This is a genomic window from Rhizobium etli 8C-3, from assembly GCF_001908375.1.
In the GTDB taxonomy this organism is placed as follows: domain Bacteria; phylum Pseudomonadota; class Alphaproteobacteria; order Rhizobiales; family Rhizobiaceae; genus Rhizobium; species Rhizobium etli_B.
Map to the genome: position 1 here is coordinate 3,813,619 of NZ_CP017241.1, position 24,849 is coordinate 3,838,467.

General features: G+C 60.0%; 24 protein-coding genes and 1 tRNA gene. 9 read left to right on the forward strand and 16 right to left on the reverse strand.

The genetic code is table 11. The features are described 5' to 3' along the window. Nucleotide 1 precedes the first annotated feature (1 nt). Genes AM571_RS18870 through AM571_RS18880 form a run of 3 tightly spaced genes read right to left on the reverse strand, consistent with a single transcriptional unit; the run spans nt 2 to nt 3,026 of the window. Nucleotides 2-1,312 (reverse strand): HlyC/CorC family transporter, encoded by a 1,311-nt coding sequence (locus AM571_RS18870; RefSeq protein WP_074062707.1) that lies wholly within the window; start codon nt 1,310-1,312, stop codon nt 2-4. Further along, on the reverse strand, nt 1,309-2,439 hold the full coding sequence (gene aroB, locus AM571_RS18875; RefSeq protein ID WP_074062708.1) for a 3-dehydroquinate synthase: 1,131 nt from the start codon (nt 2,437-2,439) through the stop codon (nt 1,309-1,311). The genes AM571_RS18870 and aroB overlap by 4 nt, the downstream gene beginning before the upstream one ends. Continuing rightward, a complete protein-coding gene (locus AM571_RS18880; protein ID WP_074062709.1) occupies nt 2,436-3,026 on the reverse strand; it encodes a shikimate kinase in 591 nt (196 codons plus the stop codon). The genes aroB and AM571_RS18880 overlap by 4 nt, the downstream gene beginning before the upstream one ends. A 146-nt stretch (nt 3,027-3,172) precedes the next feature. Here AM571_RS18880 and AM571_RS36980 point away from each other — a divergent pair, with 146 nt between their 5' ends. The 5 genes from AM571_RS36980 (at nt 3,173) to AM571_RS18900 (ending at nt 6,995) form a co-directional block, all read left to right on the forward strand. Further along, on the forward strand, nt 3,173-3,349 hold the full coding sequence (locus AM571_RS36980; RefSeq protein WP_165918585.1) for a hypothetical protein: 177 nt from the start codon (nt 3,173-3,175) through the stop codon (nt 3,347-3,349). Nucleotides 3,350-3,353: 4 nt separating this feature from the next. Continuing rightward, nucleotides 3,354-4,307 carry a site-specific tyrosine recombinase XerD gene (gene xerD, locus AM571_RS18885; protein ID WP_074062710.1) on the forward strand — a complete coding sequence of 318 codons (954 nt, stop codon included), beginning with the start codon at nt 3,354-3,356 and terminating at the stop codon, nt 4,305-4,307. Nucleotides 4,308-4,369: 62 nt separating this feature from the next. Beyond that, on the forward strand, nt 4,370-5,326 hold the full coding sequence (locus AM571_RS18890) for an acetyl-CoA carboxylase carboxyltransferase subunit alpha (RefSeq protein WP_074062711.1): 957 nt from the start codon (nt 4,370-4,372) through the stop codon (nt 5,324-5,326). Between the two features lie 197 nt (nt 5,327-5,523). Beyond that, entirely contained in the window at nt 5,524-6,765 is a 1,242-nt protein-coding gene (locus AM571_RS18895; protein ID WP_074062712.1) for a L,D-transpeptidase family protein, read from the forward strand. A gap of 5 nt (nt 6,766-6,770) precedes the next feature. Next, nucleotides 6,771-6,995, forward strand: a complete 225-nt coding sequence (locus tag AM571_RS18900; RefSeq protein ID WP_074062713.1) for a sulfurtransferase TusA family protein — start codon at nt 6,771-6,773, stop codon at nt 6,993-6,995. A 2-nt stretch (nt 6,996-6,997) separates the two neighbouring features. On the opposite strand, the gene AM571_RS18905 is transcribed toward AM571_RS18900, so the two are convergent. Together AM571_RS18905 and AM571_RS18910 are read right to left on the reverse strand one after the other, a co-directional pair. Continuing rightward, nucleotides 6,998-8,137 carry a CobW family GTP-binding protein gene (locus AM571_RS18905; RefSeq protein WP_074062714.1) on the reverse strand — a complete coding sequence of 380 codons (1,140 nt, stop codon included), beginning with the start codon at nt 8,135-8,137 and terminating at the stop codon, nt 6,998-7,000. A 10-nt stretch (nt 8,138-8,147) separates the two neighbouring features. After that, nucleotides 8,148-9,251: a D-alanyl-D-alanine carboxypeptidase family protein gene (locus AM571_RS18910; protein WP_074062715.1), complete on the reverse strand. Its 1,104-nt coding sequence runs from the start codon at nt 9,249-9,251 to the stop codon at nt 8,148-8,150. A 151-nt stretch (nt 9,252-9,402) separates the two neighbouring features. On the opposite strand from AM571_RS18910, the gene AM571_RS18915 reads away from it, so the two are divergent. Then, nucleotides 9,403-10,566, forward strand: coding sequence for a M20 aminoacylase family protein (locus AM571_RS18915; RefSeq protein WP_074062716.1), 1,164 nt, complete (start codon nt 9,403-9,405; stop codon nt 10,564-10,566). 71 nt (nt 10,567-10,637) lie between these two features. After that, nucleotides 10,638-10,714, forward strand: a tRNA-Arg gene (locus AM571_RS18920). 350 nt (nt 10,715-11,064) lie between these two features. Here the strand turns inward: AM571_RS18920 and AM571_RS18925 are convergent. From AM571_RS18925 to AM571_RS18975, 11 genes are all read right to left on the reverse strand, one after another. Continuing rightward, the gene (locus AM571_RS18925; protein ID WP_074062717.1) at nt 11,065-11,895 is read right to left on the reverse strand and encodes an alpha/beta fold hydrolase; all 831 of its coding nucleotides are present in this window, start codon (nt 11,893-11,895) and stop codon (nt 11,065-11,067) included. 129 nt (nt 11,896-12,024) lie between these two features. Further along, nucleotides 12,025-12,999 (reverse strand): MBL fold metallo-hydrolase, encoded by a 975-nt coding sequence (locus tag AM571_RS18930; protein ID WP_074062718.1) that lies wholly within the window; start codon nt 12,997-12,999, stop codon nt 12,025-12,027. 174 nt (nt 13,000-13,173) lie between these two features. Then, nucleotides 13,174-14,784: an MFS transporter gene (locus AM571_RS18935; RefSeq protein WP_074062719.1), complete on the reverse strand. Its 1,611-nt coding sequence runs from the start codon at nt 14,782-14,784 to the stop codon at nt 13,174-13,176. After that, on the reverse strand, nt 14,781-15,239 hold the full coding sequence (locus tag AM571_RS18940) for a DoxX family protein (RefSeq protein ID WP_074062720.1): 459 nt from the start codon (nt 15,237-15,239) through the stop codon (nt 14,781-14,783). Before AM571_RS18940 ends, AM571_RS18935 begins: the two co-directional genes overlap by 4 nt. Before the next feature lie 307 nt (nt 15,240-15,546). Beyond that, complete coding sequence (locus AM571_RS18945; protein ID WP_074062721.1) at nt 15,547-17,532, reverse strand: amidohydrolase; 1,986 nt, start codon at nt 17,530-17,532, stop codon at nt 15,547-15,549. Continuing rightward, nucleotides 17,532-17,822 (reverse strand): XapX domain-containing protein, encoded by a 291-nt coding sequence (locus tag AM571_RS18950; protein ID WP_074062722.1) that lies wholly within the window; start codon nt 17,820-17,822, stop codon nt 17,532-17,534. The genes AM571_RS18945 and AM571_RS18950 overlap by 1 nt, the downstream gene beginning before the upstream one ends. Nucleotides 17,823-17,910: 88 nt before the next feature. After that, nucleotides 17,911-18,561: a hydrolase gene (locus tag AM571_RS18955; RefSeq protein WP_074063360.1), complete on the reverse strand. Its 651-nt coding sequence runs from the start codon at nt 18,559-18,561 to the stop codon at nt 17,911-17,913. A gap of 245 nt (nt 18,562-18,806) precedes the next feature. Next, nucleotides 18,807-19,709: an AraC family transcriptional regulator gene (locus AM571_RS38185; RefSeq protein WP_074062723.1), complete on the reverse strand. Its 903-nt coding sequence runs from the start codon at nt 19,707-19,709 to the stop codon at nt 18,807-18,809. A gap of 212 nt (nt 19,710-19,921) precedes the next feature. Next, complete coding sequence (locus AM571_RS18965; RefSeq protein ID WP_074062724.1) at nt 19,922-20,827, reverse strand: helix-turn-helix domain-containing protein; 906 nt, start codon at nt 20,825-20,827, stop codon at nt 19,922-19,924. Nucleotides 20,828-20,951: 124 nt separating this feature from the next. Next, on the reverse strand, nt 20,952-21,854 hold the full coding sequence (locus AM571_RS18970; protein WP_074062725.1) for a helix-turn-helix domain-containing protein: 903 nt from the start codon (nt 21,852-21,854) through the stop codon (nt 20,952-20,954). 214 nt (nt 21,855-22,068) lie between these two features. Then, the gene (locus tag AM571_RS18975; RefSeq protein ID WP_074062726.1) at nt 22,069-22,968 is read right to left on the reverse strand and encodes a LysR family transcriptional regulator; all 900 of its coding nucleotides are present in this window, start codon (nt 22,966-22,968) and stop codon (nt 22,069-22,071) included. A 123-nt stretch (nt 22,969-23,091) separates the two neighbouring features. Here AM571_RS18975 and AM571_RS18980 point away from each other — a divergent pair, with 123 nt between their 5' ends. Then, complete coding sequence (locus AM571_RS18980) at nt 23,092-24,024, forward strand: VOC family protein (RefSeq protein WP_074062727.1); 933 nt, start codon at nt 23,092-23,094, stop codon at nt 24,022-24,024. A gap of 50 nt (nt 24,025-24,074) precedes the next feature. Then, the gene (locus AM571_RS18985) at nt 24,075-24,722 is read left to right on the forward strand and encodes an alpha/beta hydrolase (RefSeq protein ID WP_074062728.1); all 648 of its coding nucleotides are present in this window, start codon (nt 24,075-24,077) and stop codon (nt 24,720-24,722) included. Nucleotides 24,723-24,849: the final 127 nt, after the last annotated feature.

Below are 24,849 nucleotides of genomic sequence, written 5' to 3' on the forward strand. Positions count from 1 at the left end.
CTCAGAGCGGTTTTGTCTCGTTCTCCGCGGCAGGACGGATGCGCAGCCTTGTGATGCGGTTCTTCTCGCGCTTCATGACGATGAAGCGCTTGCCATAAAAAGTGAAGGCCTGCCGCTCCTCCGGGATCGTCATCGATTCATGGATGACGAGGCCGGCGATTGTCGTTGCCTCTTCGTCGGGCAGCTGCCAATCGAGGGCGCGGTTCAGATCCCGGATCGGCACGCTGCCATCGACAACGATCGAGCCGTCGGATTCCTGGCGCACGCCCTGCATATCGATATCGTGCTCATCGGAAATATCGCCGACGATTTCTTCCAGGATGTCCTCGAGCGTCACGATGCCCTGCACCTCACCATACTCGTCGACGACGACGGCGAAGTGCTGCTTGCGGCGCAGGAACGCATTGAGCTGATCTTCGAGATTGGTGCTGTCCGGTACGAACCAGGGTTTCTGGGCGATCTTGACGATATCAAGATTCTCCGGCTCCACGTTCGGCTCGGCCAGCGCACGCAGCAAGTCTTTTGCGTGGACGACGCCGATGATGTTGTCGATCGTGCCGCGCCACAGCGGCATGCGGGTATAGGGGCTTTCGAGGATCGTGCGAACCACTGCCTCAGGCGCGTCATCTGCATTGATCGCCCGCATCGCGGTGCGGTGGACCATGATGTCGGAGAGTTCAAGCTGGCTAAGGTCGAGTATACCGCCAAGTCGATCCCGGTCGGCCTTCACCACCGCACCCTCGCGATGCAGCAGATCGACGGCACCGCGCAGTTCCTCGTGGGCCGTCAGCATCGGGATTTCACGCGAAAGTGTGATGCCGAAGGCCCGCAGGATCCGGCGGACGACGGCATTGACGAGGGTTGAAATCGGACCGACGACAGCGACAAAGAGCTTGATTGGCAATGCCGCTCTCAATGCAAAACGGTCAGGCGACGAGATTGCCCAGCTCTTCGGCAGAACTTCCGCGAAAATGACGAGGATCACCGTCATCGCAAGCGTTGCAAGCGCCACGCCCGGGCTGCCGAAGACACTGAGGAACAAGCTTGTGGCCAGAGCCGAAGACAGGATGTTTGCAAGGTTGTTGCCGATCAGCAGCGCCCCGATCAGCCGGTCGCGCCGCTCGATCAGCTGGCGCACGACACCGGCGCGCATTTCGCCGTTTGTTTCCAGCGTATGCATGCGGCTGCGAGAGACCGCCGTCAGTGCAGTCTCCGAACCAACGAAGAAGGCTGATATGAGCACGAGTGCGACGATGGAAACGATTTCCGGCCAGTAAACCGCAAGAAATGCCAGCGTGCCTTCGAGTGTCATTGCTGCTCTTTTTGCTTGAGAAAGCCCAACACTTCGGAAGCCGGCACGTCATCGGCGATGAACGACCGGCCAATGCCGTGCGTCAGGATGAAGGTGAACTTGCCGTCTTTCACTTTCTTGTCCTGCGCCATTGCGTCGAGCAGCTTTTCAGCCGGCGGAAGAGCGCCCGGAATATCGGAAATGCGCGTCGGCAGGCCGACTTCTTTCAAATGCTTCTCAACCCGTTTGGCGTCATCGGGGCTTGCCAGATTCATCCGCGCGGAAAATTCATGCGCGAGGACCATGCCGATCGAAACCCCCTCGCCGTGCACCAGGCGTGCACTCTCATAGGCTGTGGCCGCCTCCAGAGCGTGCCCGAAGGTATGGCCGAGATTGAGAAGCGCCCGCGGACCGTTCTCGCGCTCGTCAGCGACAACGACATCGGATTTGGCCTGACAGCTTGTGGCAATCGCCTCGATACGCGCAGAGCCGCCGGCAAAGACGGCGCTCCAGTTTGTTTCAAGCCAGGCGAAAAATTCCGGCTTGTCGATAAGGCCGTATTTGGCGACTTCTGCATAGCCGGCACGGAATTCGCGCTTGCTTAGGGAATTGAGAACATCCGTATCGGCAAGGACCAGATCCGGTTGGTGGAAGACGCCTACAAGGTTCTTGCCGTGTCGGCTGTTGATGCCGGTCTTGCCGCCGACGGAAGAATCCACCTGCGAAAGCAGCGACGTCGGCACCTGCACGAAGCGCACGCCGCGACGCACGATGCCTGCGGCAAAGCCGGCAAGATCGCCAATGACGCCGCCGCCAAGCGCAATGACGTAATCATTCCGCTCGACACGCGCCTCCAGGATCTTGTCGCACACGCTCATCAGATGCTCGAAGCTCTTGGTCTTCTCGCCGGCGGGCAGCACAAGCTGCGCGGAGATGATACCTGAGCGTTCGAGGCTCTTTACGAGGGCTTCGAGATAAAGTGGCGCCACGTGCTCGTCGGTGATGATCGCGGCTTTGCGACCCTTCAGCCGTGACGCTATTTCCGCTCCGGCTCTGGCGATCATCCCCGGTCCGATCAATATGTCGTAGGCGCGCTCTCCGAGCGGTACGTGAACCTTTCGTTCGGCCGAGGAGGTGATCGCATTCATGGCAGGGTACTTTCGGTTTGGGCTTCGATCACGGCTTTCAACACTTCGTCGGCCATGACTTCCTTTCGCACGTCGCGCGACAGCACGGTGATGTCGGCTTCGGCATAGATCGGGTATCGCGCGTTCATCAGGTTTTCGAGCGTCTGCTTTGGATTCTCGGTCTTCAGGAGCGGGCGCGTGTCGCGCTTGCTGACCCGTTCCCACAGCACCTCGAGATCGGCCTTGAGCCAGACGGAAAGGCCGCTCTTCTTGATGTGCTTGCGCGTCCGGTCATTGATGAAAGCGCCGCCGCCGGTCGATACCACGCGCGGCCCGTTCTTCAGCAACCGCTTTATCACGCGTGTTTCCAGCGCACGGAATTCATCTTCGCCGTAAGCGGCGAAGAGCTCCGAGATGGTCATTCGCGAGACGCGCTCGATCTCCACGTCGCTGTCGATGAAAGGTATGCCCAGCTGATGGGCGACGATGCGGCCGACAGAGGATTTGCCGGCCCCCATCAGGCCAACGAGGATCAGATTGCGGGACCCGAGCGCGGCGCGAGCTCTGTCTTTCAGGGTGTCTCCCACTTTCAGAACTGGGTCACTCATCGGTCCATTCACACTTTGTTTGCAAACGGTATCGACAAATGCGGGTGTAGCGTCAAGTCGCCGACCGGGGAAACATGGTTCAAAACCCGCTTCTTGCACGCAAACCCGCTTCTTCATAAAAGAGGCAGAGCTCATGGAGTTGCGAAATGCCGACCCTCTTGCGTCTATTGGCTGTCCTGGCGATGATCGCTGGGGCGATTTATGGCGGTATGGTTGCGCTCGTGACCTTCGTGGAGCCACAGCCGCGCGACGTGACGATCCGCATCCCGTCGGAACGGATCAACCCGCCGGCAACTGGCGCGATCAAGCCGGCGAAGAAGTGAGCCGATGAAGGATCTGAGCCGCGCCCATGTGGAAGCCTTTCTCGAGATGATGAGTGCAGAGCGGGGCGCTGCGGTGAACACGCTGCAATCCTACGAGCGCGATCTGGACGACCTCCATGCATTCCTGAACGGCAAAAGCGTGCGGCTGAGCGAAGCGGCTTCCGGTGATCTTGCTGCCTACCTCTCCTCGCTTTCGAAACGGGGCTTCAAATCCTCGTCCCAGGCTCGCCGGCTGGCAGCCATGCGGCAATTCTACAAGTTCCTTTATGCCGAGGGCCTGCGGGTTGACGATCCGACAGGCGTTCTCGACGCGCCGAAGAAGGCGCGGGCGCTGCCAAAGACTATGGGTGTCGAGGAGGTGACGCGGCTTTTGACACAGGCCGAGACCGAAGCCGACAATGCCTCGGACGGCCGATTGCAGCGCCAGCGGATGTTGGCGCTTCTGGAGCTGCTTTACGCCACGGGAATGCGCGTCAGCGAGCTCGTTTCGCTGCCGGCACGCGTTCTCGACCAAGAAGGACGTTTCCTGATCATTCGCGGTAAGGGCAACAAGGAGCGGCTCGTACCTCTATCGCAATCGGCAATGGCTGCACTGAAGGCCTATGGCCGGTCGCTCAAAGAGGAGAATGCCAAGACGAAGGATCCGGTCGACAGTTCCTGGCTTTTTCCGGCAGCCTCCAAGGAAGGCTATCTGCCCCGCCAGGTTTTTGCCCGTGAACTGAAAAACCTCGCGATCCGTGCCGGATTGACGCCATCAATGATCTCGCCGCACGTCATGCGTCACGCCTTTGCAAGCCATCTGCTTGCGAACGGCGCCGACCTTCGCGTAGTCCAAGAACTTCTCGGACATTCCGACATTTCAACGACACAGATCTATACGCATGTCCTTGAAGAAAGGCTGCAGCAACTGGTTCAGACGCATCACCCCCTTGCCAAACAGGCGAAAAAGCACGAATAGGACCGGCAACATGGGGCAAGGCCAGCGAAATGCCCCGGGCACAAGGAACGGAAACGCACCTCATGCACAACTATCTCGACTTCGAAAAGCCGATCTCCGACCTCGAAGGCAAGATCATCGAACTGAAGAAGCTCGCTTCCGAAGACGAGAGCATCGATACGTCCGATGAGGTCGGCCGGCTGGAGGTTCGCGTCCGCGAAGCGATGGTCGATATCTATTCCAAGCTCAACGCCTGGCAAAAGACGCAGGTCGCTCGCCATCCGCAGCGCCCGCACTTCGTCGATTATGCAAAAACGCTCTTCCAGGAGTTCACGCCGCTCGCCGGCGACCGCAAATTCTCCGAGGATGCGGCAATCCAGGCAGGCCTTGCACGCTTTCGCGGCCAGCCGATTGCCGTCATAGGCCAGGAAAAGGGCAGCGATACGAAGAGCCGATTGAAGCACAATTTCGGCAGCGCCCGCCCTGAAGGCTACCGAAAGGCGATCCGCATTCTTGAAATGGCCGACCGTTTCGGCCTTCCGGTCGTCACCCTCGTCGATACCGCTGGCGCTTATCCAGGCGTCGGGGCTGAAGAGCGCGGCCAGGCTGAAGCAATCGCCCGCTCGACGGAAATGTGCCTTGGCGTGAAAGTGCCGATCATCTCCGTCATCATCGGCGAAGGAGGCTCCGGCGGCGCCATCGCAATCGCGACCGGAAACAGGGTCTATATGCTTGAGCATTCGATCTATAGCGTGATTTCACCGGAAGGCGCGGCCTCCATTCTGTGGCGCGATTCGACCCGCGCCAGGGAAGCAGCCACCAACATGAAGATCACCGCCGAGGACCTGAAGTCGCTCAGCATCATCGACGGCATCATTCCCGAACCGCTCGGTGGCGCGCATCGCGATCCGGGCAGCGTCATCGCCGCCACCGGCGATGTCATCGCCAGCGCCCTTGCCGAACTTTCGCCGCGTTCGGGCGAGCAGTTGCGCAGCGACCGCCGCCAGAAATTCCTCGCCATGGGACGGAATCTCGCCTAATTCCCCAGCATGCATGACCGGATTGCGGCCAAACCTTGGCCACAATAATGTTATCTGTAACAGTCGCTTGCGGGACATCCTTGGGCAAGTCATAGGCTGGTAAGAAATTGTGAAGTATAAGCCGCCTATGATTTTAGGGTCGCCCGGACCTTATGGACGCGGATCGGGTCTTATCGATTTAATGGGCTTGTTGGGAAATGCGCATTCGACATTTTGCCTATGTTTCGCTGATGGCGCTGGCTCTTGCCGGCTGCAACGACGCTTTGGAGGTCACCCACACTGATCTGTCGAAGGTCAAGAACAAGGTTGAGCAACCTCTTCCGGCGCGTATCCTCGCCGATATGAAAACGAAGGGCATGGATCGCAATTCCCCGATCATGATCCGTATCTTCAAGGAAGAAGGCGCTCTCGAAGTTTGGAAGGCAAAGACGGACAATCGCTTCGACAAGATCGCGGATTACAAGATCTGCGCGTGGTCCGGTCGGCTGGGCCCGAAGGTCAAGACTGGCGACCGGCAGGCTCCCGAGGGCTTCTACAACCTGACACGGGCGAACCTGAACCCGAACTCCAAATATTATCTGGCGATCAACACCGGCTTTCCGAACCGGTACGACGCCGTCAACGGCCGCACGGGCTCCGACCTGATGATCCACGGCGCATGTTCGTCTTCCGGCTGCTATTCGATGACCGACGAGCAGGTTCTGGAAATATACGCTTTCGCGCGCGATGCCTTCAAGGGCGGCCAGACAACCGTTCAGCTGCAAGCATTCCCCTTCCGCATGACGGCGGAAAACATGTTCAAGCATCGCCTGAACCAGAACTATGACTTCTGGAAGATGCTGAAGGTCGGCTACGACAATTTCGAGGTCACCAAGCGTCCGCCGGAAGTCAATGTCTGCGAGAAGAAATATGTCTTCAACCAGCAATTGGCAGACGGCAGCGGCGCCTTTAATCCTGCAGGCCAGTGCCCGGCGATGTCCACGCCTCCGGCGCTGGCGTCGGCACTTGCCGCCTATAACAAGACATACGCAGCCGACTTCGCCAGGGCCGAAAAGAAATTCGACGGCATGGCCTGGTACGACCCAACCGAAGCCGAGCGCAAGGCCGTGGTCGCCAAGCAGCGCAAGGGCCGCGAGCTTGCTTATGCTCCGACCGGCACGTCGCTGGAGGCAGGCCGCATGGTCAAGGCATCCGAACTTGAGGAAATGATGTCGAAGCCCGCTGCACCCGCGGCAAATCCGACGGCGACCGCCGCTGCAACACCTGCGGCACCGGCAGCAGCACCTGCTCAGGACAATGTGACGGCGGTTGCAGCGGTCGTGCCTGCCAATGTCCCGGTTCCGACGAAAAATCCTCTGGCCTTCGCGCCGGAACCGGCTCCGCAGGAAACGGCAGAGGCGAGCAAGAAGCCGTTCTGGAAATTCTGGGCCAGGAACTGATCGGCTTGGACGCCTTTTGCTATGACCTGCGCGGCCTGAAATGCCCCCTACCCGTGCTGAAGACCCGCCGCAAGCTTTCTTCCATGGCAATCGGGGCGCTGATCCGGGTTGAAACGACCGATCCCCTGGCTCTGATCGACATCCCACATTTCTGCACGGAAGACGGCCACGAGTTACTGGAAACGGTGAAAACCGAAACCGGTCACAGTTTCCTGATCCGCAAGAGGTAGTCTCAGATCTTCATGCCAGGAATGGCGAGCGGATTGTCGTTGAGAGCCGCGCGATCGGGCGTGTCGACCCGCGGCTTTCCGAGGAATGCATCGAAGAGATTCTTCACGAAATCCTCCGGCAGATCCTTGGTGATCAGTACCATTCGCGTGCGCCGGTCGACCGGATCGGGCCAGGCCGGAAGGCGCACGGGCGGGTGAAAGACGCTCTGCACGCCATGCAGGACCAACGGTCTCTCCGGCCTGTCGGAAACGGCAATGATGGCCTTCATGCGCAACAGCTTTTCGCCATGCGCCGAACGCAGCAGGTCGATGAACATCTCGAGCGCCATCGGATCGATCGGCTTGTCTTCGACAATCGAGAAAGACCGGATCGAGGCATCGTGACGGTTCACATCATGGGGATCCTGATGGTCATGACCATGATGGTGATGGTGATCGTGTCCATGATGGTGATGAGCGTCATGCTCGTCTTCGTCGCGAAGCCAGCGGCTGACGTCGGCGATCTTCGTTGCCGGATTGTACAGACCGTTTGCGAGAACCTCCGCGCTACCGGCAGGTGCGCTGTCAGCATCCATCGGCACTGCACGCGGATTGAGGTGACGCAGCCGCGCCTCCAGCACCGGCAACAGCTCGGCGGATGCCATTGACTGCTTTGACACGATGAGGCGATCGGCGACTGCGACTTGCCGGCGCGCCTCCTCGTGATTTGTGAGCGTCTGAAGACCATTGACTGCGTCAACGACCGTGACAACGCCCTCGAGCTCGAAATTGGTTGCTATAATCGGGTTGCCCATGATCGCCTGCATGACCGGGGCCGGATCGGCAAGTCCGGTCGTTTCGATCACGACACGTTTTACGGGCCTGACCCGGCCGGTCTGCACAGCATCCATGAGATTTGCCAGCGTATCGACGAGCTCGCCGCGAACTGTGCAGCAAAGGCAGCCGTCAGAAAGCTCGATGATCGCATCGCCCGAGCTTTCGACGAGCAGATGGTCGATGCCGACATCGCCGAATTCGTTGATGATAACGGCGGCATCCTTCATCGCCGGATCCTTGAGGATGCGGTTCAGCAGGGTTGACTTGCCGGCGCCAAGAAAGCCGGTCAGAATCGTGACCGGGATTGTGTCGTGATGAATGCTCATTTCTTTTGCCTTAGAAGGACGTCGGGCGCGGCAGCGGTACCGGAACATTGGCAAGGTCGCCGATTGCCTCGGCCTTTGCCATCTTGTCCGGCTGGACATCCTGGCCAGGAATGAGGCCGGCAAAGACGTAACGCGGCGGGTGATCCATTTCCTGGATATAGGGCGACTGCACTTTCATGCGGCCGACCTCGTCGCGCGTTTCGCTGCGCACCTTGGCACCCTTTGCGCTGCAGATATCGGCGCTCAGGTCGGCAACCCGGTCCTGCCCCAGTCCGTATGGCTTCAACGAAGCCAAGGTATCGACTGCGGGAAACTGTGCGGTAAAGCCCTTCTGCAACAGGTTCGCCGTCGCGTCCGCACGCGCCGCCAGGCTGTCTGTGCCCAGAACGACCGAAATGATGGTGCGGCCGTTACGGGTCGCCGAACCGATCTGATTGAAGCCCGACGCACAGATAAAGCCGGTCTTCATGCCGTCCGCACCGGCGAAACGGCCGATCAGCAGATTGATGTTCGGCGTATTGGTCTTGCCGTTGGTAAAGCCTTCAAGAGCAAAATAGCCCGAATATTGCGGAAACTCCCGCCGTAGCGCGACCGTCAGGACTGCGAGATCGCGTGCCGTCGTATATTGGCCCTTGCCCGGCAGGCCGTTCGGATTGACGAAATGCGAATCCGACATGCCGAGCTTTGCTGCGTCGGAATTCATGCGCAGGACAAAGGCATCCTGGGTGCCAGCGACGGCCTCTGCCACGGCAACTGCGACGTCGTTCGCCGACTTGATCATCAGGATTTTCAACGCGCTGTCGAGCGTCAGCTTCTGCCCCGGCTTGTAATACATTTTTGCAGCCGGCTGGGCAGCTGCCTGCTTGCTGATGACGATCGGCGTTTCGAGACTGATCTCGCCGGCGCGAATTGCGTTGAACACCGTATAGGCCGTCATCAACTTCGTCAGCGATGCCGGATACCATTTGCGAAAGGCTTCCTCATGCTCCAGCACGCGGCCGTTTTGGACATCGACGAGGATGTGCGGATTGGCCCGCGCCAGCGGAACCGAGAAGAAAAGAGCGGCGGTGGCGGTGGCTGCGAGTGAAATCAAACGTTTCTGGCGCGTCGACACGGTTCGTTCCTAAGATGCCCGGATATCTCGAAAGCTTCACCTATTTAGCCTATATGGCCATGACATGGCAAAGGTCATTGAATAAGTTATTTCCGCGGCACAGCGTTGCGCAAGCCGCCGGACAACCCGATTACGCGACAGGAAGTTACGTATGCCGATTTTGAACAGAGCCGCTGAAATGCAAGCCGAAGTGGCCGAATGGCGCCGCTATATCCACGCCCGGCCGGAGCTTCTTTTTTCGGTCGAAAACACGGCGGCCTTCGTTGCCGGCAAGCTCAGGGAGTTCGGTGTTGACGAAATTGTGACCGGCATCGGCCGCACCGGCGTGGTCGGCCTGATCAAGGGCAAGAAGGAAGGCAGCCGTACGATCGGCCTGCGCGCCGACATGGACGCCTTGCCGCTGACGGAGATCACCGGCAAGCCCTGGGCCTCCACGTCGCCTGGCAAGATGCATGCCTGCGGACATGACGGCCACACGGCAATGCTGCTCGGCGCCGCGAAATATCTTGCAGAGACGCGCAATTTCAACGGCAACATCGCCGTAATCTTCCAGCCGGCCGAAGAGGGCGGCGGCGGCGGCAACCTGATGGTTCAGGACGGCATGATGGAGCGCTTCGGCATCGAGGAGGTCTATGGGATGCATAATCTGCCCGGCCTTGCCGTCGGGCAGTTTGCAATCCGCCGAGGCGCGATCATGGCGGCAACGGATGAGTTTACGGTAACGATCAAGGGTCGAGGCGGCCACGCCGCCCAGCCTCACCGGACGATCGACCCGATTGCGATCGGTGCGCAGATCGTGACCAATCTGCAGATGATCGCTTCGCGCAGCGCCGACCCCCTGCGTTCTGTCGTGGTCTCGGTTACCAAGTTCAATGCCGGTTTTGCCCACAACGTCATTCCGAACGACGCGCAAATCGCCGGGACGATCCGCACGCTCGACGCCGAAGTCCGTGATCTGGCGGAATCACGCCTGAAGCAGATCATCGACGGCATAGTCGCCGCCCATGGCGCGCAGGCCGATATCAGTTTCCATCGCAACTATCCCGTCACAGTAAACCATGCCACGGAAACCACCCATGCGATTGCCATCGCCAGCGAAATAGCCGGCGCTGCGAACGTCGATTCTGAAATCGATCCGATGATGGGAGGCGAGGATTTTTCTTATATGCTGAACGCCCGCCCCGGCGCTTTCATCTTCATCGGCAACGGCGACAGCGAAGGCCTTCATAATCCGGCCTATGACTTCAACGACGAAGCCATCGCCCACGGCATCTCTTATTGGGTCCGCCTTGCCGAACAGCGTTTGGGCGCGTGACATCTATACTCGATAAGAATGTCGAAAAGGCTTGGCTTCCCGCCAAGCCTTTTGTATGCATGGCACGGAGTGGTCCCGTAGCTCAGCAGGATAGAGCATCAGATTCCTAATCTGGGGGTCGCGCGTTCGAATCGCGCCGGGATCACCATTTAAATGCAAATACTTAAGTGCGAAAGCCGGCCGAGCTGATGAGCCGTCCGATAGGATTTGGCTATCGATTCGCTAACAACGGGACCTTTTAGTGGCCGCCGAGTTTCGCCCTCCGACGCACGAACGGCTGCTCTCGACCCGTTGCAGGGGCACCGAATGGCTCCTCTCAGCCCCATTGCAGCCGCTCGGCTCGTCGCAAGAGGTGTGACCTTTTATCCTTGCCTCAACACAAACCAAGACACCGGTAATTAATCCTCAGGTCGCGCTTCCCACGCGTGCTCGCGAATCGTCAATGCATCCTTGTTATGCGAGGCCGACAACGCTCCATCGCCGCCGGCCCGCAGTTTCCTAGCTCTCGATGAACGCGAGCAGGTCAGGATTGATCACATCGGCATGAGTGGTCAACATGCCGTGCGCGTAGCCCTCATAGACTTTGAGCGTGCCGTTCCTCAGCAGCTTGACGGCCAGCCGCGCGGAACTGTCGATCGGCACGATCTGGTCGTCGTCCCCGTGCATGACCAGCGTCGGCACCTCGACCTTCTTCAAGTCATCGGTGAAGTCGGTTTCGGAGAAAGCCTTGATGCCGTCGTAATGGGCCTTGGCGCTGCCCATCATGCCCTGCCGCCACCAGTTCTGGATCGCGCCCGTCGAGACCTTCGCATCGGGGCGATTGAATCCATAGAACGGACCAGCTGGGAGATCGAGGAAGAACTGAGCACGGTTGGCCGCAAGCTGGGCGCGCAGACCGTCGAAAACGTCCATCGGAAGCCCGCCGGGATAGGCTTCTGTCTTGAGCATGATTGGCGGCACTGCGCCGACCATCACCAGCTTAGCGACGCGGCCCGCTCCATGGCGGGCAACATAGGCCAGAGCCTCGCCGCCACCCGTGGAGTGGCCGATATGGACCGCGTCCCGCAGATCGAGTTGCTCCGTAAGCGCGGCCACGTCCGCCGCATAATGGGCGATATCATGGCCATCGCTGACCTGGGTCGAGCGACCGTGCCCGCGGCGGTCATGGGCAATCACGCGATAACCCTTGCTCACGAAGTAGAGCATCTGCGCGTCCCAATCGTCGGAGGAAAGCGGCCATCCGTGGTGGAACACGATGGGCTGGCCCGAGCCCCAATCCTTGTAGAAGATCTCGACGCCGCCTTCTGTCCTGATGAAGTTCTGGGTCATGGGAACCGTTCCTTTGCTTTGGTTTGAGAGAGAGTTTTTCGCCGCGAAGGCGCCGGCCGCGATCGCAATCATGGGAGAAATACAGAGGCTCTTTAGGCGCGTCCGGAAGCGGCGGCGCCAAGGCGCGGATCAGAGCGTCGCGCTGTAATTCAGAGGGACCCAGTCGAAATTGTCGCTGTCCGTGCGGACATGGCCGATGCCAGGGAAACGCGTATGGGCGCCAGCAACAAGGTATCGCTCCTCGACGGCCTCGGCGAAGGCAGCATCGCGCGCACTTGCGGCCGCCGCCTGGTCCTCATCGAAGCCGATCGTCACATCCGGTTCGTCGAATTGGACGACGTCACCATGGGTGATATCGCCCCAGAACACCAGTTTCTGGCCCTTGCTTTCGACGGCGATGGCGCTGTGACCGGGAGTGTGTCCGGCACGCAGGGTTGACTTAAAGCCCGGCACCGGTTCGGCCCCGTCCAAAAAGGTCTTCAGCCGGCCCGCATTGCGGTAGGGCGTTAGTGCCTTAACGGCTGCGGAGAACAAGTCCCTTTTCGCCTCCGGCGCGGTGTCGCGGTTGGCCGCACTCAGCCAGAAATCGGCGTCGCGGCTGTTGAGGTGGACCGTGGCATTGGGAAAGACGATCCTATCTCCTGCAACGAGGCCGCCGAGGTGATCGACGTGGGCGTGGGTCAGGATGATATCGTCGATCTGTTCTGGCTGATAACCAGCGGCGACGAGGTTGGGAATGAGCTTACCGAGAGTCGGACCAAAGAAGTCGCCGGTGCCGGCGTCGATCATCACCAACCGCTCATTTGTGTTGACCAGAAAGGCATTGATCGACAGCTCCACAGGCGAGTCGAGAAACGCCCTCTCTAGCATGCCGGCGATCTGGTCTTTGGCACCAATATAGAGGGTCTCTGCCGGAAACTTCGCCGTCCCGTCGGAAAGCGCAGTGATCTCGAAGTCGCCCAGCATCATGCGGTAGTAGCCTGGGGCAGCGGTCTTGACTTGCGGCGCCTTTGCCGCCACGCCGAGCGGCGCAAGCGTCGTCATCGCTGTCGCGGTCAGCATGAGGGACAGCGTGCCCTTGAGTATCGTTCTGCGATTGGTCATCCTTCTCTCTCCTAATCCGTATTGAAGCGATGCTGACGCGGGGCAACCAATGCGGTTGATGGCTGCTCTGCCCCTCATCCTCGCACTGCAAAACCTAAAATACCGCCCTCGATCCATCTTGTCAGTTTCGTTTGTCTTTTTTGATAAAAGCGTCCGCGCCGCGTTTGCGCGCGTTCAGGTGCGGCCGGGATGGGGAAGATTTATCGCCAACAGATGGTTCACTACGGGCGCCTCCGGCCCCTTGTGAAAGCGGCGGACCTCATGCTGAACGTCGGCGTCGGCCTTCGAGACACGCCGGTGCTGGCGAAGGTGCTCGGCCCAGGATTCGACCATGAACCACTCGACGATTCTTTCCGGATCGGCAGCGTCCTCAGTGACACCCCAGCCATAGGCGCCATCTCGGCGACGCTCTCCGGAGAGCCTGGCAAGTCCCTTCAGAAAATCGCTCCGGTCGTCTTTGTCGACCCGGTATTCGATCGTGACGAGCACCGGACCGCGATCATGTTCGACGGGAGCAGCCGTGAGAGGTTCCGGCCAGTGATTGGATGCCACCAGGTCCGCATCGCCCTTTGGCAGCTTGACGAGATGAAAAATGAGCCCGGCCACGCCAAGTCCGGCGGCGCCGAGGACAAGGGTCGTCGAAACGCCGACGACCTCTGCGACGGCACCCCACGCGAGGCTCCCGGCGGTCATCGCACCATTGAACACAGTGAGATAGACGGCGAGCGAACGTCCCCGAACCCAATTCGGCAGGATCGACTGTGCCGCCCCGTTCAGTGTTGTCAGCGCAGTGATCCAGGCAGCTCCGAGCGCAAGCAGAGCCAGTATGGCGACCGATCGAGGCGGCGCGAAGGACAGCCCAGCCATCACGGCAGCCGTGACCAGCACTGAACCGAGCAACAGCGCATCCGCATTGAACTTTGCGCGAAGTTTCGGCATGACCAGCGCGCCGCCAATGGCACCGGCGCCGACCGCGCCAAGCAAGATGCCGTAGAAACCCGCGTCGCCGCCGAGAAGATTGCGGGCGACCAGCGGCAGAAGCGCCCAAACCGAACTCGAGAAAGCGAAGAATGCAGCCGCCCGAAGAAGTACGACATGCAGCTCTCTGCTCGCCCTCGCATAGCGCAGACCAGCGCGGAAAGCTCCGAAGAAGCGTTCGGCCAAGCCGTCGTCGACATCAGGGGCGCGTCTCCACCAGATGAGGGCAGCGATGACGAAAATATAGCTGATGAGGTCCATGCCATAGGTGAAGGCAGCGCCGAACCAGGCAAGCAGCAGGCCACCGACTGCCGGGCCAATCGCTCGGGAGATGTTGATGCCGAGTGAGTTGAGGGCCACGGCACCTTTGAGATCCTGCTTCGGGACGAGTTCGGGAACGATGGCCTGCCAGGTCGGGGCCATCAGCGCCGCTCCAATACCGCCGACGAAGGTGAGCGCGATCAAGGAGGTAACGGTTTGCAGCCCCATGGCGGACAGCAACATGAGGCAGACACTGGCTGCGGCCAGCAGGAGCTGGACGATGATCAGGAATTTGCGGCGGTCGAGAATGTCCGACAGTACCCCTGCAGGGATCGCGAGGAGGAAGATCGGGAGCGTTCCCGCCGCCTGCACCGCCGCGACGGCGGCGGGTGCGTCCGAGAGGTCGGTGACAAGCCACGAGCTTGCGACATCGCGGATGAAGCTGCCAGTGTTGCCGACAATGGTCGCCACCCAGAGAATGGCAAAGGTCTTCTGGCGAAGCGGCGTGAACCCGCCAGCCGTCGGGGTTGCAGATGGAGAACTCATGAAGTCGGTCCCTTTCCGGATGCGCCATGTTCACGCAGGTCGTGCCATGCCACCAGAGTGAACGCGCCAACGAGCCCGACATGTTCGAAGAAGCCGTTCATCGCCATCGAGCGTTCCATGCCCAGCGGCAATTCCCAGAAGCGAAGCGCGATGAAGGTCGCGGCGAGCGTGAAGACGGCAAGCGCAAGCGCGGCCGCCCAGCGGAAGATGCCGGCAAGGATGAGTGCGGACATTGACAGCTCGAATACGATCACGCCGACGGCGAAGACCGGCGCCGGATGTAGGCCGAAATGCTCCATTTCGGCGATCGCACCTGGAAAGTCGAATATCTTCGTCAGCGGTCCCTGGAGATAGGCCGAGCAGAGCGCCAGCAGGCCGAGAAACAGGGTACGCCCGTCTGCACGCCGCCGCCGAAAGGGAGCGGGTAAATGGTTCTCGAAGGAAGGCATGCTCATCGTCTTGGCTCCTTCTCGGGCCTCTTCAACTCAACGTAGGGCGGGACTACCTTCACCAAGGTCGCTGCCATTTGTATGGGGGATACTCCTTTATAATAGGCGCCAAGCTTCGGCGTTGGATGGTTCACGACGACTTTCGCCCAGGGGTGGCGGGAACTGCCCGTTGATCGGGCCGGATCATGGCCGAGAGCGACCGATGAGCTGATTAAGATTGACATTGCTGTTGTCGCCGCTGCGCTAGCGATCTTTTTCATTTTTGATCCTTACCGGGAGCTTTGGCTGACGATGATGTCCTGGTCCGCTGTCTTCACACAGCCCAGCACGAACAGCCAAGCGCGCCGAAGAAGCCCTTGAGATCGGAGATCGGCAGCTTCGATGTCCAGGCGCCGGCGTGATCATGCCCGTGGACGCCGCAGTTGTTGGCGCAGCCGCAGGAGGCGATTGCCGTTCGCCGCAGCGAATGCCTGCCGGCGCCATCCGGTTCGCCCCATGCGGCATAGCCGCCATAGGTCCTGACCGGCGACCAGTCCGGCATCGCCGGCGGCAGCGGGTTTTCATCGAGGCTGGCGAATTCGTTCGCAGCATAGACGATCCTGCCGCCGACCATCGTAAGGTCGGAGGTCAGGAACGATATCTCGTCCTCAGCACAGGCGAAGTAGTCCTTGCTCGGTACGATCAAGTCGGCGAGTTGGCCCTTCTCGATGCGCCCCTTTCTGCCTTCCTCATTTGAGAACCACTGCACCTTCTCCGTCCACATGCGGAGCGCCGTTTCGCGGTCGAGGCAGTTGGCGCGCGGATAGAGCTGCATGCCGCCAAGTGTCTTGCCCGTCACCAGCCAGGAAAGCGATACCCACGGGTTATACGAGGCAACCCGCGTGGCGTCCGTGCCGGCAGAGACATTGACGCCCTTCTTCAGCATGCGTGCGACCGGCGGCGTTGCCTCGGCCGCACCATGACCGTAGCGCTCGACAAAATATTCGCCCTGATACGCCATCCGGTGCTGCACGGCGATGCCGCCGCCAAGCGCAGCGATGCGGTCGATCGACTGTTCCGAGATCGTCTCGGCATGGTCGAAGAACCAATTGATACCGGAAAGCGGGATATCCTGGTTGACCTTCTCGAAGACGTCGAGCGCGCGGCTTATCGTCTCGTCATAGGTGGCGTGCAGCCGCCAGGGCCAGCGGTTCTCGGCGAGGATCCGTACCACTTCTTCGAGCTCGCCTTCCATTTCCGGCGGCAAGTCGGGGCGCGGCTCGCGGAAGTCCTCGAAGTCGGCGGCCGAGAAGACCAGCATCTCGCCAGCGCCATTGTGGCGGAAGAAGTCGTCGCCCTGCTTGTATTTGACTGAGGACGTCCACTTGAGGAAGTCCTCCTTCTCCTCCTTGGGCTTCTGTGTGAAGAGATTGTAGGCGAGCCGCACGGTCATCTGCCCTTCGTCGGCGAGCTTCTGGATGACGGCGTAGTCGTCGGGGTAATTCTGGAAGCCGCCGCCCGCATCGATGACGCTTGTGACGCCGAGGCGGTTGAGCTCTCGCATGAAATGGCGCGTCGAATTGACCTGATACTCGAAGGGCAGCTTCGGCCCCTTGGCAAGCGTCGAATAGAGAATGCCCGCATTTGGTTTGGCGAGCAGGAGACCGGTGGGATTGCCCTTGGCATCGCGGGTGATCTCGCCGCCCGGAGGGTTTGCCGTCTCCTTGTTAAAGCCCACGGCGCGAAGTGCAGCCGCGTTGAGCAGGGCCCGATCGTAAAGGTGCAGGAGGAATACTGGAGTATCGGGAGCGATCGCATTGATCTCGTCGATCGTCGGAAGCCGCTTTTCAGCAAACTGGTGCTCGGTGAAACCTCCGACGACGCGAACCCATTGTGGCGGCGGCGTCACAGTGACCTGCCGTTTCAGCATGTCCATCGCGTCGGAAAGAGAGCGTACGCCATCCCAGCGCAGTTCCATATTATAGTTCAGACCGCCGCGAACGACGTGGGTGTGATTGTCGTTGAGCCCCGGCAGGACGCGCTTTCCCTTGAGGTCGACGATCCTGGTATCAGGCCCGGCAAGCGCCATGATCTCCTGGTCCTGCCCGACGGCAAGGAGCTTGCCGTCCTTGACGGCGACGGCCGTCGCGTTCGGATTCGTACGGTCAAGCGTTGTCAGCAAACCTTTGTGTAGGATCAGATCGGCGCTCATTGGATTGTCTCCTGAGGTCGAAGCGGAATTGGCGGCGCGCGCCGGTGAAAACAGGTTTGGAAGCGCGAGGGCAGACGCCGCTCCCAGAAAGCCGCGGCGGGTCGGCATCAGCTGATCTCCCGCGTCGGTGCCCGGTCGGGCACGCCAGCATGATCATGATCGGCCCCGGTCGGCAGTTCGCCGAAAACGTGCGGGACACAGTGGCTATGGAACCAGGAAACGGTGACCGGATTGCCTGACGTCAGGCGCTTGACGAGGGGCACCGCCTGTTCGCCGACGAGGATCCCCAGGAGCCCCACCAGGGCGATCACCGGCGGAGCCGGGGAGCGAACGTTAAGTAGGCTGTAGATAACGCCGACGAGCAGCCCGGCCCCGAGCGAGAGGAGATACATCTTCATCGTCAATTCCCTTTCTTACGGTTTGCGGTCGCCACTCCGACCGCGAGCACGCGGCCGGAGCGATGCTGGACGGATCATCCAGTGGATGTCAGTGGCCTTCGGAAGCGCCGAACATGGTCTTGGCGTAGATGATGCCGAGGCCATAGGCGCCACCGAACCTCTTGGCGATGCCGGTGGTCATGTCGTAGGTCTCGGTGCGCGCCCAGTCGCGCTGCAGCTCGAGCATGTACTGGAGCGCCGTCATAGGCCGGACGCCGGCCTGCACCATGCGGTCCATTGCGCGCTCGTGCGCCTCGTCGGACACGTCGCCACAAGCGTCGGCAATCACATAGACCTCGAAGCCTTGATCGAGCGCCGACAGGGTCGGACCGACGATGCAGACGGAGGTCCACAGACCGCAGAAGACGAGGCGCTTCTTACCGATGCGATTAACCTCTTCGATTACGGCCGCATCTTCCCAGGTGTTCATGGAGGTGCGGTCGAGAAGCGCCTGTCCGGAGAAGGCATCGGTGATCTCGGCGAACATGGGGCCGGAGAAGCTCTTTTCCGCGACCGTCGTCAGGATCGTGGGGACCTTGAAGCCGGCAGCCGCATTGGCGACCAGCGCCGCATTGTTGCGCAGTTGCACAGCGTCGATCGACTTTGTCGCAAACGACATTTGTGATTGAAAGTCGATCATGATCAGTGCGTGGTCCTTGGGCGAGACGAGAAGGTTGCCGGGGGTCGGTGTTGCGTTCAGCGTCATGGAACTAGCCTCTTTCTTTTGGTTGCCGATGTTCGCTACTGTGCCGGGGATGACCGCGCGTTTCTTGAAGCCAACGACGGACTTTTGTACTTTTTGATCGCCGCTGAGACTGAAGCCGGTGCGCGTTTACATGCCGACGTTGAGCGACCGAGACACGCTTCAACCGTACGGTTGCGAGGGCTCTTGACCCTTCCCGCAAGGCTCGTTGATCGGATCTGCTCTTTGTTGTCGGGCCTTGCTCAGGACTGCCGGCTTCGTCTCCAGGCTCGGGGGGCAATGCCCATGGCCCGTACGAACGAACGGGTGAAATGGCTTTGGTCGACGAAGCCGCAGACGCGAGCGATCTCGCTCAACGGGGTTTGTGAGAACTGCAGCAAATCAACCGCCTTTTCGATGCGCTGTTGCTGCAACCACCGATGCGGGGTTTTTCCCATGGTTTCTCGGAAGGCCCGAAGAAATGTCGCCTGCGACAGATTGCAGGCCGAAGCGAGCTGTTCGACGGTCAGGTCGCCATTCAATTGGCTCCGCACGAGATCCTTGATCTTGGCCTGGCAATGTGAGGAGAGCCGCCGTCCGCTGGCGGCCCCACCGCCTCGACCGTTACCATATTGCTGAACAACGTGAACTCCGATTGCGACCGAGAGCTGGTCAACAAACAAGGTGCTCCTGTCCGCGCTCCCATCCACTGTGGCAAACAGGGCGCCGAGCATGCCGCCGAGCACCGGATCGGGGTGCCCGGCAAAGGACCGCAATTCACTGACCCCTCTGAAGTCGGTCGCATCGGCGATCCGCTGGAGCGCATTGTGATCGATTTCGAGCAGCATGAAATCGAAGGAACCGCTGAGATCAGCGCGATAATCATCTGCAAAATTCCGCAAATACACGGCGTTTTGCTCGAATTCATGGACGGACGAATGATGCTCTTTGAAGATCCGGCGCCGGTGTCCACCTGCTGCGGAAAGACCGAGCAGATACCCGCGCCCGGTCGCTGGTGTCGTGACCCTGTCTGGCGGCGCCGCCGACCTCTTGCGATAGAACGTCATGTTGCGGCCCTCGATCGCTCGGTCGTCGTCGAGTCTGTCCATGGAACAACCGAGATTGTCATGTCTCTTGATTGCTGCCATGGAAGAGACGTCCGTCATGCCTTGGTCCCGTACGTTGAGCTTACCTGAAGCGAAACCTCTTCGACTACAATCGCGGCACAGGACCGAGCCGACGCGAGGATCCCTGTTCGAAGGGGCAACTTCACGCAGGTGCGCCGAGTCGCGATGAATGGCCGCATCATCGCCGCGGCCGGGGTAACGTTCTTGAACGAAACTCACGCGTTTTGAACGATTTGAGCCAATGATCGGGATCAGTCACCAAGTGGACCGAAAGCTACGTTGGAAGGCTTGTTCTTTCGTCTGAAGCGTGCCGGTGTGTCTCCCGTCAGACTTGTGAAGACCCTGGTCATGTGGCTCTGATCTGCGAAACCGCAACTGATCGCGACCTCCGCAATAGACAGGTCCTGCAACAACAGCTCTTTGACCCGCGCGACCCGGTACTCGGTGAGCCATTTCGAAGGGGTGCGCCCAAAGCTCTCCTTGAAAGCTTTATTGAAATAGCTCCGCGACAGTTCGCAGCGAGATGCCAGATCCCCGACCGAGAACGGCTCGTTGAAATTCGCAGCCAGAAATTCGGTAGCCAGTCTTTCCTGCCAGGGCGCCAGGGTGCCCTTCCTGCCTATCGGGAAGTGCAGACCGCCATAGGTCTGACTGAGATGTGTCAGCATGGCGAGATTGATCTGCTCGAGGAACAGTGGATTGGCCTGTTGCGGGTTGTCGAGCGATGGCAGCAATGCCTGCGCAAGCCCGTGCATCACCGGATCGATACGGCCCTCAACGCAAGATAGCGCTGCGTATGCGCTGCGCCCAACCTCTTCCGAAAAGGCGCGCAGCCGGGCAAATGGAATATCGAAGCGGATGTTGTCGAACGGCGAGAGTTGATGACTTTGCCATTGATACCGAAGATCGGTTATCGCAAGCGAAGCCCTGGGACGGCGGCCCTCAAACACCAACTCGCCAGCTCGCCACAGCCTATGGGAGGCGAAGTCACGTAATTGAACGGTGACGCCGAATGCTTGCGCGCACGGAATGGCCGCCGCATCCAGATCGGGACGTTCGGAATAGATCCTCGTTACGGTTATATCGCCAGAAGCAATCGACTTGACGATGGGCCACGGCCCGCGAGTTATGCCGCTCAACCCCTCATGCAGTTCCATCGGCGTTTCTCCGAATATCTGGCTAGGTACGACCGTTCGGCGCTGTTTCGAATGCTGCAATAGCCCAGGATCGGACGGCGGAGCGACTGCGCAATAGTCCCAGGACCGGCCTCATCGCACGCAATCAATGCAGCCAACGCCCCCGCCATGCTGCCGGGGTCGTACCCGTCACCCGACGGAAAGCCTTGGTAAAATGATCCTCGTCAACGAAGCCGCACCGGTTGGCGATCTCCCCGAGTGTCAAGGAACGCTCGCCGAGATACTCCTTGGCACGTGCTGTTCGATAACGCACAAGCCACTGTTGCGGCGTCTGGCCCGTCACTCCCTTGAAGCCTTCGATAAAGCGACGGAGGGAAACACCAGCCGCCGAAGCTGCTGCCCCCATTGGGAATTGATCTGCAAAATGGTCGATCATGAAGTCCTTGGCTGACTTTTCCTGCCAAACCGTAAGCTGCGTTGAATGGGCCTCCCCCCCACCGCCATGGTCGCCATAAACGTGAAGCAGGTGGGCACCGATGGCGATGGCAATGTGCTGTAAGAGCGGAGTGTGGGAGTTTCCTTGCCGATCGAACAACGGCAAAAGAGCCCCTCCTAGATTGCGCATGACATCATCTTCCTCACCCCGCCGGCATCTGAGCCTGATTGCTTTTGGGGCGGTGGAGAACTCGGCAATTTCCCGAAGAAGTTCTCGCGGCAGTTGGAAGGCGAGGGAATCGAGATCGCTGACCAACCGGATGCAGGCGCCATGGGCAAGATCGACGAGGCAAATGGAACCTTGCCGGAAGCGGCGAGTCTCGCTCTCGGTGCCATCGGGAGCAACGTCGCAATGCGACGCGTCCTTGATGTACAGCATCAGAAAGTAGGCTTCGGCCGGCGGCAAGGAAACCAGGCGGTTGGCATCCCCGTTGCTCCGCCACTCCAGGCGCGTCACGGAAAATCCGGCGTCCCGAACCGGCCGAGCCGGGAGACACGGAGCATCCGGCAACCCAAAATGAGCGCCGACGCCCTCTTCCGTTCCCGTCCTCATCCGCGCCTCCAGTTAAATTTGCTTTTCTGCTGCAAGAGGTCCGGCCGCGAGCGGGCCGAAATATATCGACACCAGAAGGGTTCCCATATAGACCCTTCATGTTCGATTCAAAGAAAGAATGCCCGCGAGCGCGTTCAATTTCTTGTAATATCTGCTCGCCTTTTGCCGGATAAGGCACCTTTTACGGGAAAATTGACCGGCGTTCGCCCGCGTTTCACAGGGGGCGTGTATGAGTCACGTATCGCTCGAAGAAGTCCGAGAATCTTGCGACGCGCATTGGCAGTTTCTCGTACGGCGGATAGTATAATGTCAGCCAGAGCTCGGGAGGCTCCCACTCAGCAAGAACCTGCTTTAGCACGCCCCGCGCAAGCGCGTCGTCCACAATGAAATGCGGCAGCAGGGCTACGCCTTGTCCGTCTTCGACAAGTCTGGCGATAAGCTCGCCGTTGTTCGCCGCCAATACTTTCCCGGCCAATGCCTTTCGTGTCCGCCCGGCGTGCGTCAGCTCCCAGCTCTCGGCGATCGCCTCCTCGTCGTACGCGATACAGGTATGTCGATGGAGGTCATCGGGACTTTCGGGTGTTCCGAAAGCGGCGAGATAGCCTGGGGAGGCGACAAGGATGCGCCGCACGCGACACACTTTGCGCCATATTGTCGACTTGTCGCGCGGCGTCTCCGAAACCCTCAATGCGAGATCGAACCGCTCGGAAAGGATGTCGATGAACCGATCCGTCAGGGATAGCGAAACGCTCACCTGCGGATATTCGGCCCGAAACCCTAAGACGATGTCCGGCAGGAGCTGTTGACCGAGCGATAGCGGCGCGTTGATGCGGATCAGCCCGGCCACGTCCCCATGCTCGTCGCGAATTTCCTCCCTCACTTGGTCGAACTGCCTGATCAGTGGCTCTACGCGCGCCGCGTAGACGGCACCGGCGGACGTCAGAGAGACCTGACGTGTGGTGCGCAGCAGGAGCTGCACTCCCAGACTCTCCTCCAGCGCACTGACGGCGCGGGTCACCGTCGGCGGTGTCATCGATAACTGTCGCGCCGCCGCCGTGAAGCTGCGCTGCTGCGCTACAGCCAGGAATACTCGGATATCGCTGAGATCACCCATGGCCCTTTTATTGCAGTTTTTGCAGCAATATTGTCAATATTATTGCTATTCACTTCCGTTAAGACCTGACCGATTTTGTCTCCAGATCAACCGATAGACGCTAGCCCCGGAGAGAAATCTGCCATGCTCACACAGATCAAAGGCCTTCATCACGTCACCTCGATGGCCGCCAGCGCCCAGGAGAACAGCGACTTCTTCACCAAGACGCTCGGCCTGCGCCGCGTAAAGAAGACAGTGAATTTCGATGACCCTGAGGTGTATCACCTTTATTACGGCGACGAGATCGGCACGCCGGGCTCGGTGATGACCTATTTCCCGTTTCCCCATATCGCCAAGGGACGTCAGGGTGCCGGCGAAGTCGGCGAGACCGCTTTCGCCGTCGCTAAGGACGCGCTCGGCTACTGGAGGGAACGACTCGTCTCGCACGCCGTCACGGGGCTGTCGGAGCACGAACTCGGCGGTGAAAAGTGCCTTCGCTTCAAGGGTCCCGACGGCGATGCCTTTTCGCTGGTCGAAGTCGATGGTGATGCTCGCCCCGGCTGGGCGAGCGTAGAGATCGACGCGGACAAGGCTATCAAGGGTTTCCGCGGCGCAAGTCTGCGCCTTAGGGATCCGGGCGCGACGCGGGAACTGCTCAGCTTCATGGGTTACCAGGAGGTGGATCGCAAAGGCGATTGGTCGCGCTACACCGTTAGCGGTGGCAACGGTGCCGACATCATCGACCTGGATATCGCCCCCGCGGCCGTTCTCGCCCGCATCGGCGCCGGATCGGTACATCACATCGCCTTCGCCGTGGAGGATCGGGCAGCTCAGCTCGAAGTTCGCAAGTCCCTGATCGACACCGGCTATCAGGTCACGCCTGTTATAGATCGCGACTACTTCTGGGCGATCTACTTCCGCACGCCCGGCGGCGTGCTGTTCGAAATCGCGACCAACGAGCCGGGATTTGACCGCGATGAAGACACCGCGCACCTCGGTGAAGCCCTGAAGCTTCCCACGCGCTACGAGCCTTATCGCGACCAGATCTCACGGCATCTCGAGCCTATCAGGGACTAACCGGCTTAAAGCCGCGGCAATTCGGGTCCAGCCCGAGGGAGAATACTACCATGACGATCTCATCCTATCAGGCGCTCGTAAGAGCGCCGCGAGGCAACGCGCCCATCGTCTTCGCATTTCACGGCACGGGTGGAGACGAATATCAATTCGCTGAGCTGGTCGGGCAAATTTTGCCGGACGCGGGGCTGATTTCCCCGCGTGGGGACGTCCCGGAGTTTGAGACTTTGCGCTTCTTTCGCCGAACGAGCGAAGGCTCCTACGACATGCAGGATCTGGCGAGACGAACAGAAAAGATGATCGGTTTCATTGCTGCCCACAAGGCAGAAAATCCGGGGAGGGAAATATACGGGCTTGGTTATTCAAACGGAGCAAACATCCTTGCGTCAGTTCTGTTCAGAGAGCCACAGCTTTTTGATCGAGCCGCCCTGCTCCATCCGCTCATCCCTTGGATCCCCGCAGATAACCCACAGTTGAGAGAGCGCTCAGTCCTCATTACCGCTGGCCAACACGACCCGATCTGCCCCCTCCCGCTGACAGAGCGACTGGTTGACTATTTCGCGGCACAGAAGGCTCGCGTAGAGGCATGCTACCATTCTGGGGGGCATGAGATACGAACTGAGGAGTTGGGCCCATTGTACTCGTTCCTAACCTGGAGGAAGACGGGTGCGGCCGACCTCGGCCGCAGAAACAACCGCTAGACTCTCTGCGGTAACAAGCCAGGGCCGCCCTGGGCGTGGCGGTCTGGTGAAAGCGTATGTTTCTGAAGCGCTTGTGATAGTCAGTCCGACCACCGGATCAGCCCACTACGCCTGCTGAGGATTGAAG

Bases quoted from the DNA above. Each gene is read 5' to 3' on its own strand.
- AM571_RS18945 (WP_074062721.1), bottom strand. From the start codon at position 17,532: ATGCCGACCCGCCGCGGCTTTCTGGGAGCGGCGTCTGCCCTCGCGCTT.
- AM571_RS18980 (WP_074062727.1), top strand. From the start codon at position 23,092: ATGCTCACACAGATCAAAGGCCTTCATCACGTCACCTCGATGGCCGCC.
- AM571_RS18970 (WP_074062725.1), bottom strand. From the start codon at position 21,854: ATGAGGACGGGAACGGAAGAGGGCGTCGGCGCTCATTTTGGGTTGCCG.
- AM571_RS18890 (WP_074062711.1), top strand. From the start codon at position 4,370: ATGCACAACTATCTCGACTTCGAAAAGCCGATCTCCGACCTCGAAGGC.
- AM571_RS18930 (WP_074062718.1), bottom strand. From the start codon at position 12,999: ATGACCAATCGCAGAACGATACTCAAGGGCACGCTGTCCCTCATGCTG.
- AM571_RS18935 (WP_074062719.1), bottom strand. From the start codon at position 14,784: ATGAGTTCTCCATCTGCAACCCCGACGGCTGGCGGGTTCACGCCGCTT.
- aroB (WP_074062708.1), bottom strand. From the start codon at position 2,439: ATGAATGCGATCACCTCCTCGGCCGAACGAAAGGTTCACGTACCGCTC.
- xerD (WP_074062710.1), top strand. From the start codon at position 3,354: ATGAAGGATCTGAGCCGCGCCCATGTGGAAGCCTTTCTCGAGATGATG.
- AM571_RS18880 (WP_074062709.1), bottom strand. From the start codon at position 3,026: ATGAGTGACCCAGTTCTGAAAGTGGGAGACACCCTGAAAGACAGAGCT.
- AM571_RS18940 (WP_074062720.1), bottom strand. From the start codon at position 15,239: ATGAGCATGCCTTCCTTCGAGAACCATTTACCCGCTCCCTTTCGGCGG.
- AM571_RS36980 (WP_165918585.1), top strand. From the start codon at position 3,173: ATGCCGACCCTCTTGCGTCTATTGGCTGTCCTGGCGATGATCGCTGGG.
- AM571_RS18950 (WP_074062722.1), bottom strand. From the start codon at position 17,822: ATGAAGATGTATCTCCTCTCGCTCGGGGCCGGGCTGCTCGTCGGCGTT.
- AM571_RS18975 (WP_074062726.1), bottom strand. From the start codon at position 22,968: ATGGGTGATCTCAGCGATATCCGAGTATTCCTGGCTGTAGCGCAGCAG.
- AM571_RS18985 (WP_074062728.1), top strand. From the start codon at position 24,075: ATGACGATCTCATCCTATCAGGCGCTCGTAAGAGCGCCGCGAGGCAAC.
- AM571_RS18925 (WP_074062717.1), bottom strand. From the start codon at position 11,895: ATGACCCAGAACTTCATCAGGACAGAAGGCGGCGTCGAGATCTTCTAC.
- AM571_RS18965 (WP_074062724.1), bottom strand. From the start codon at position 20,827: ATGGAACTGCATGAGGGGTTGAGCGGCATAACTCGCGGGCCGTGGCCC.
- AM571_RS38185 (WP_074062723.1), bottom strand. From the start codon at position 19,709: ATGACGGACGTCTCTTCCATGGCAGCAATCAAGAGACATGACAATCTC.
- AM571_RS18870 (WP_074062707.1), bottom strand. From the start codon at position 1,312: ATGACACTCGAAGGCACGCTGGCATTTCTTGCGGTTTACTGGCCGGAA.
- AM571_RS18905 (WP_074062714.1), bottom strand. From the start codon at position 8,137: ATGAGCATTCATCACGACACAATCCCGGTCACGATTCTGACCGGCTTT.
- AM571_RS18895 (WP_074062712.1), top strand. From the start codon at position 5,524: ATGCGCATTCGACATTTTGCCTATGTTTCGCTGATGGCGCTGGCTCTT.
- AM571_RS18915 (WP_074062716.1), top strand. From the start codon at position 9,403: ATGCCGATTTTGAACAGAGCCGCTGAAATGCAAGCCGAAGTGGCCGAA.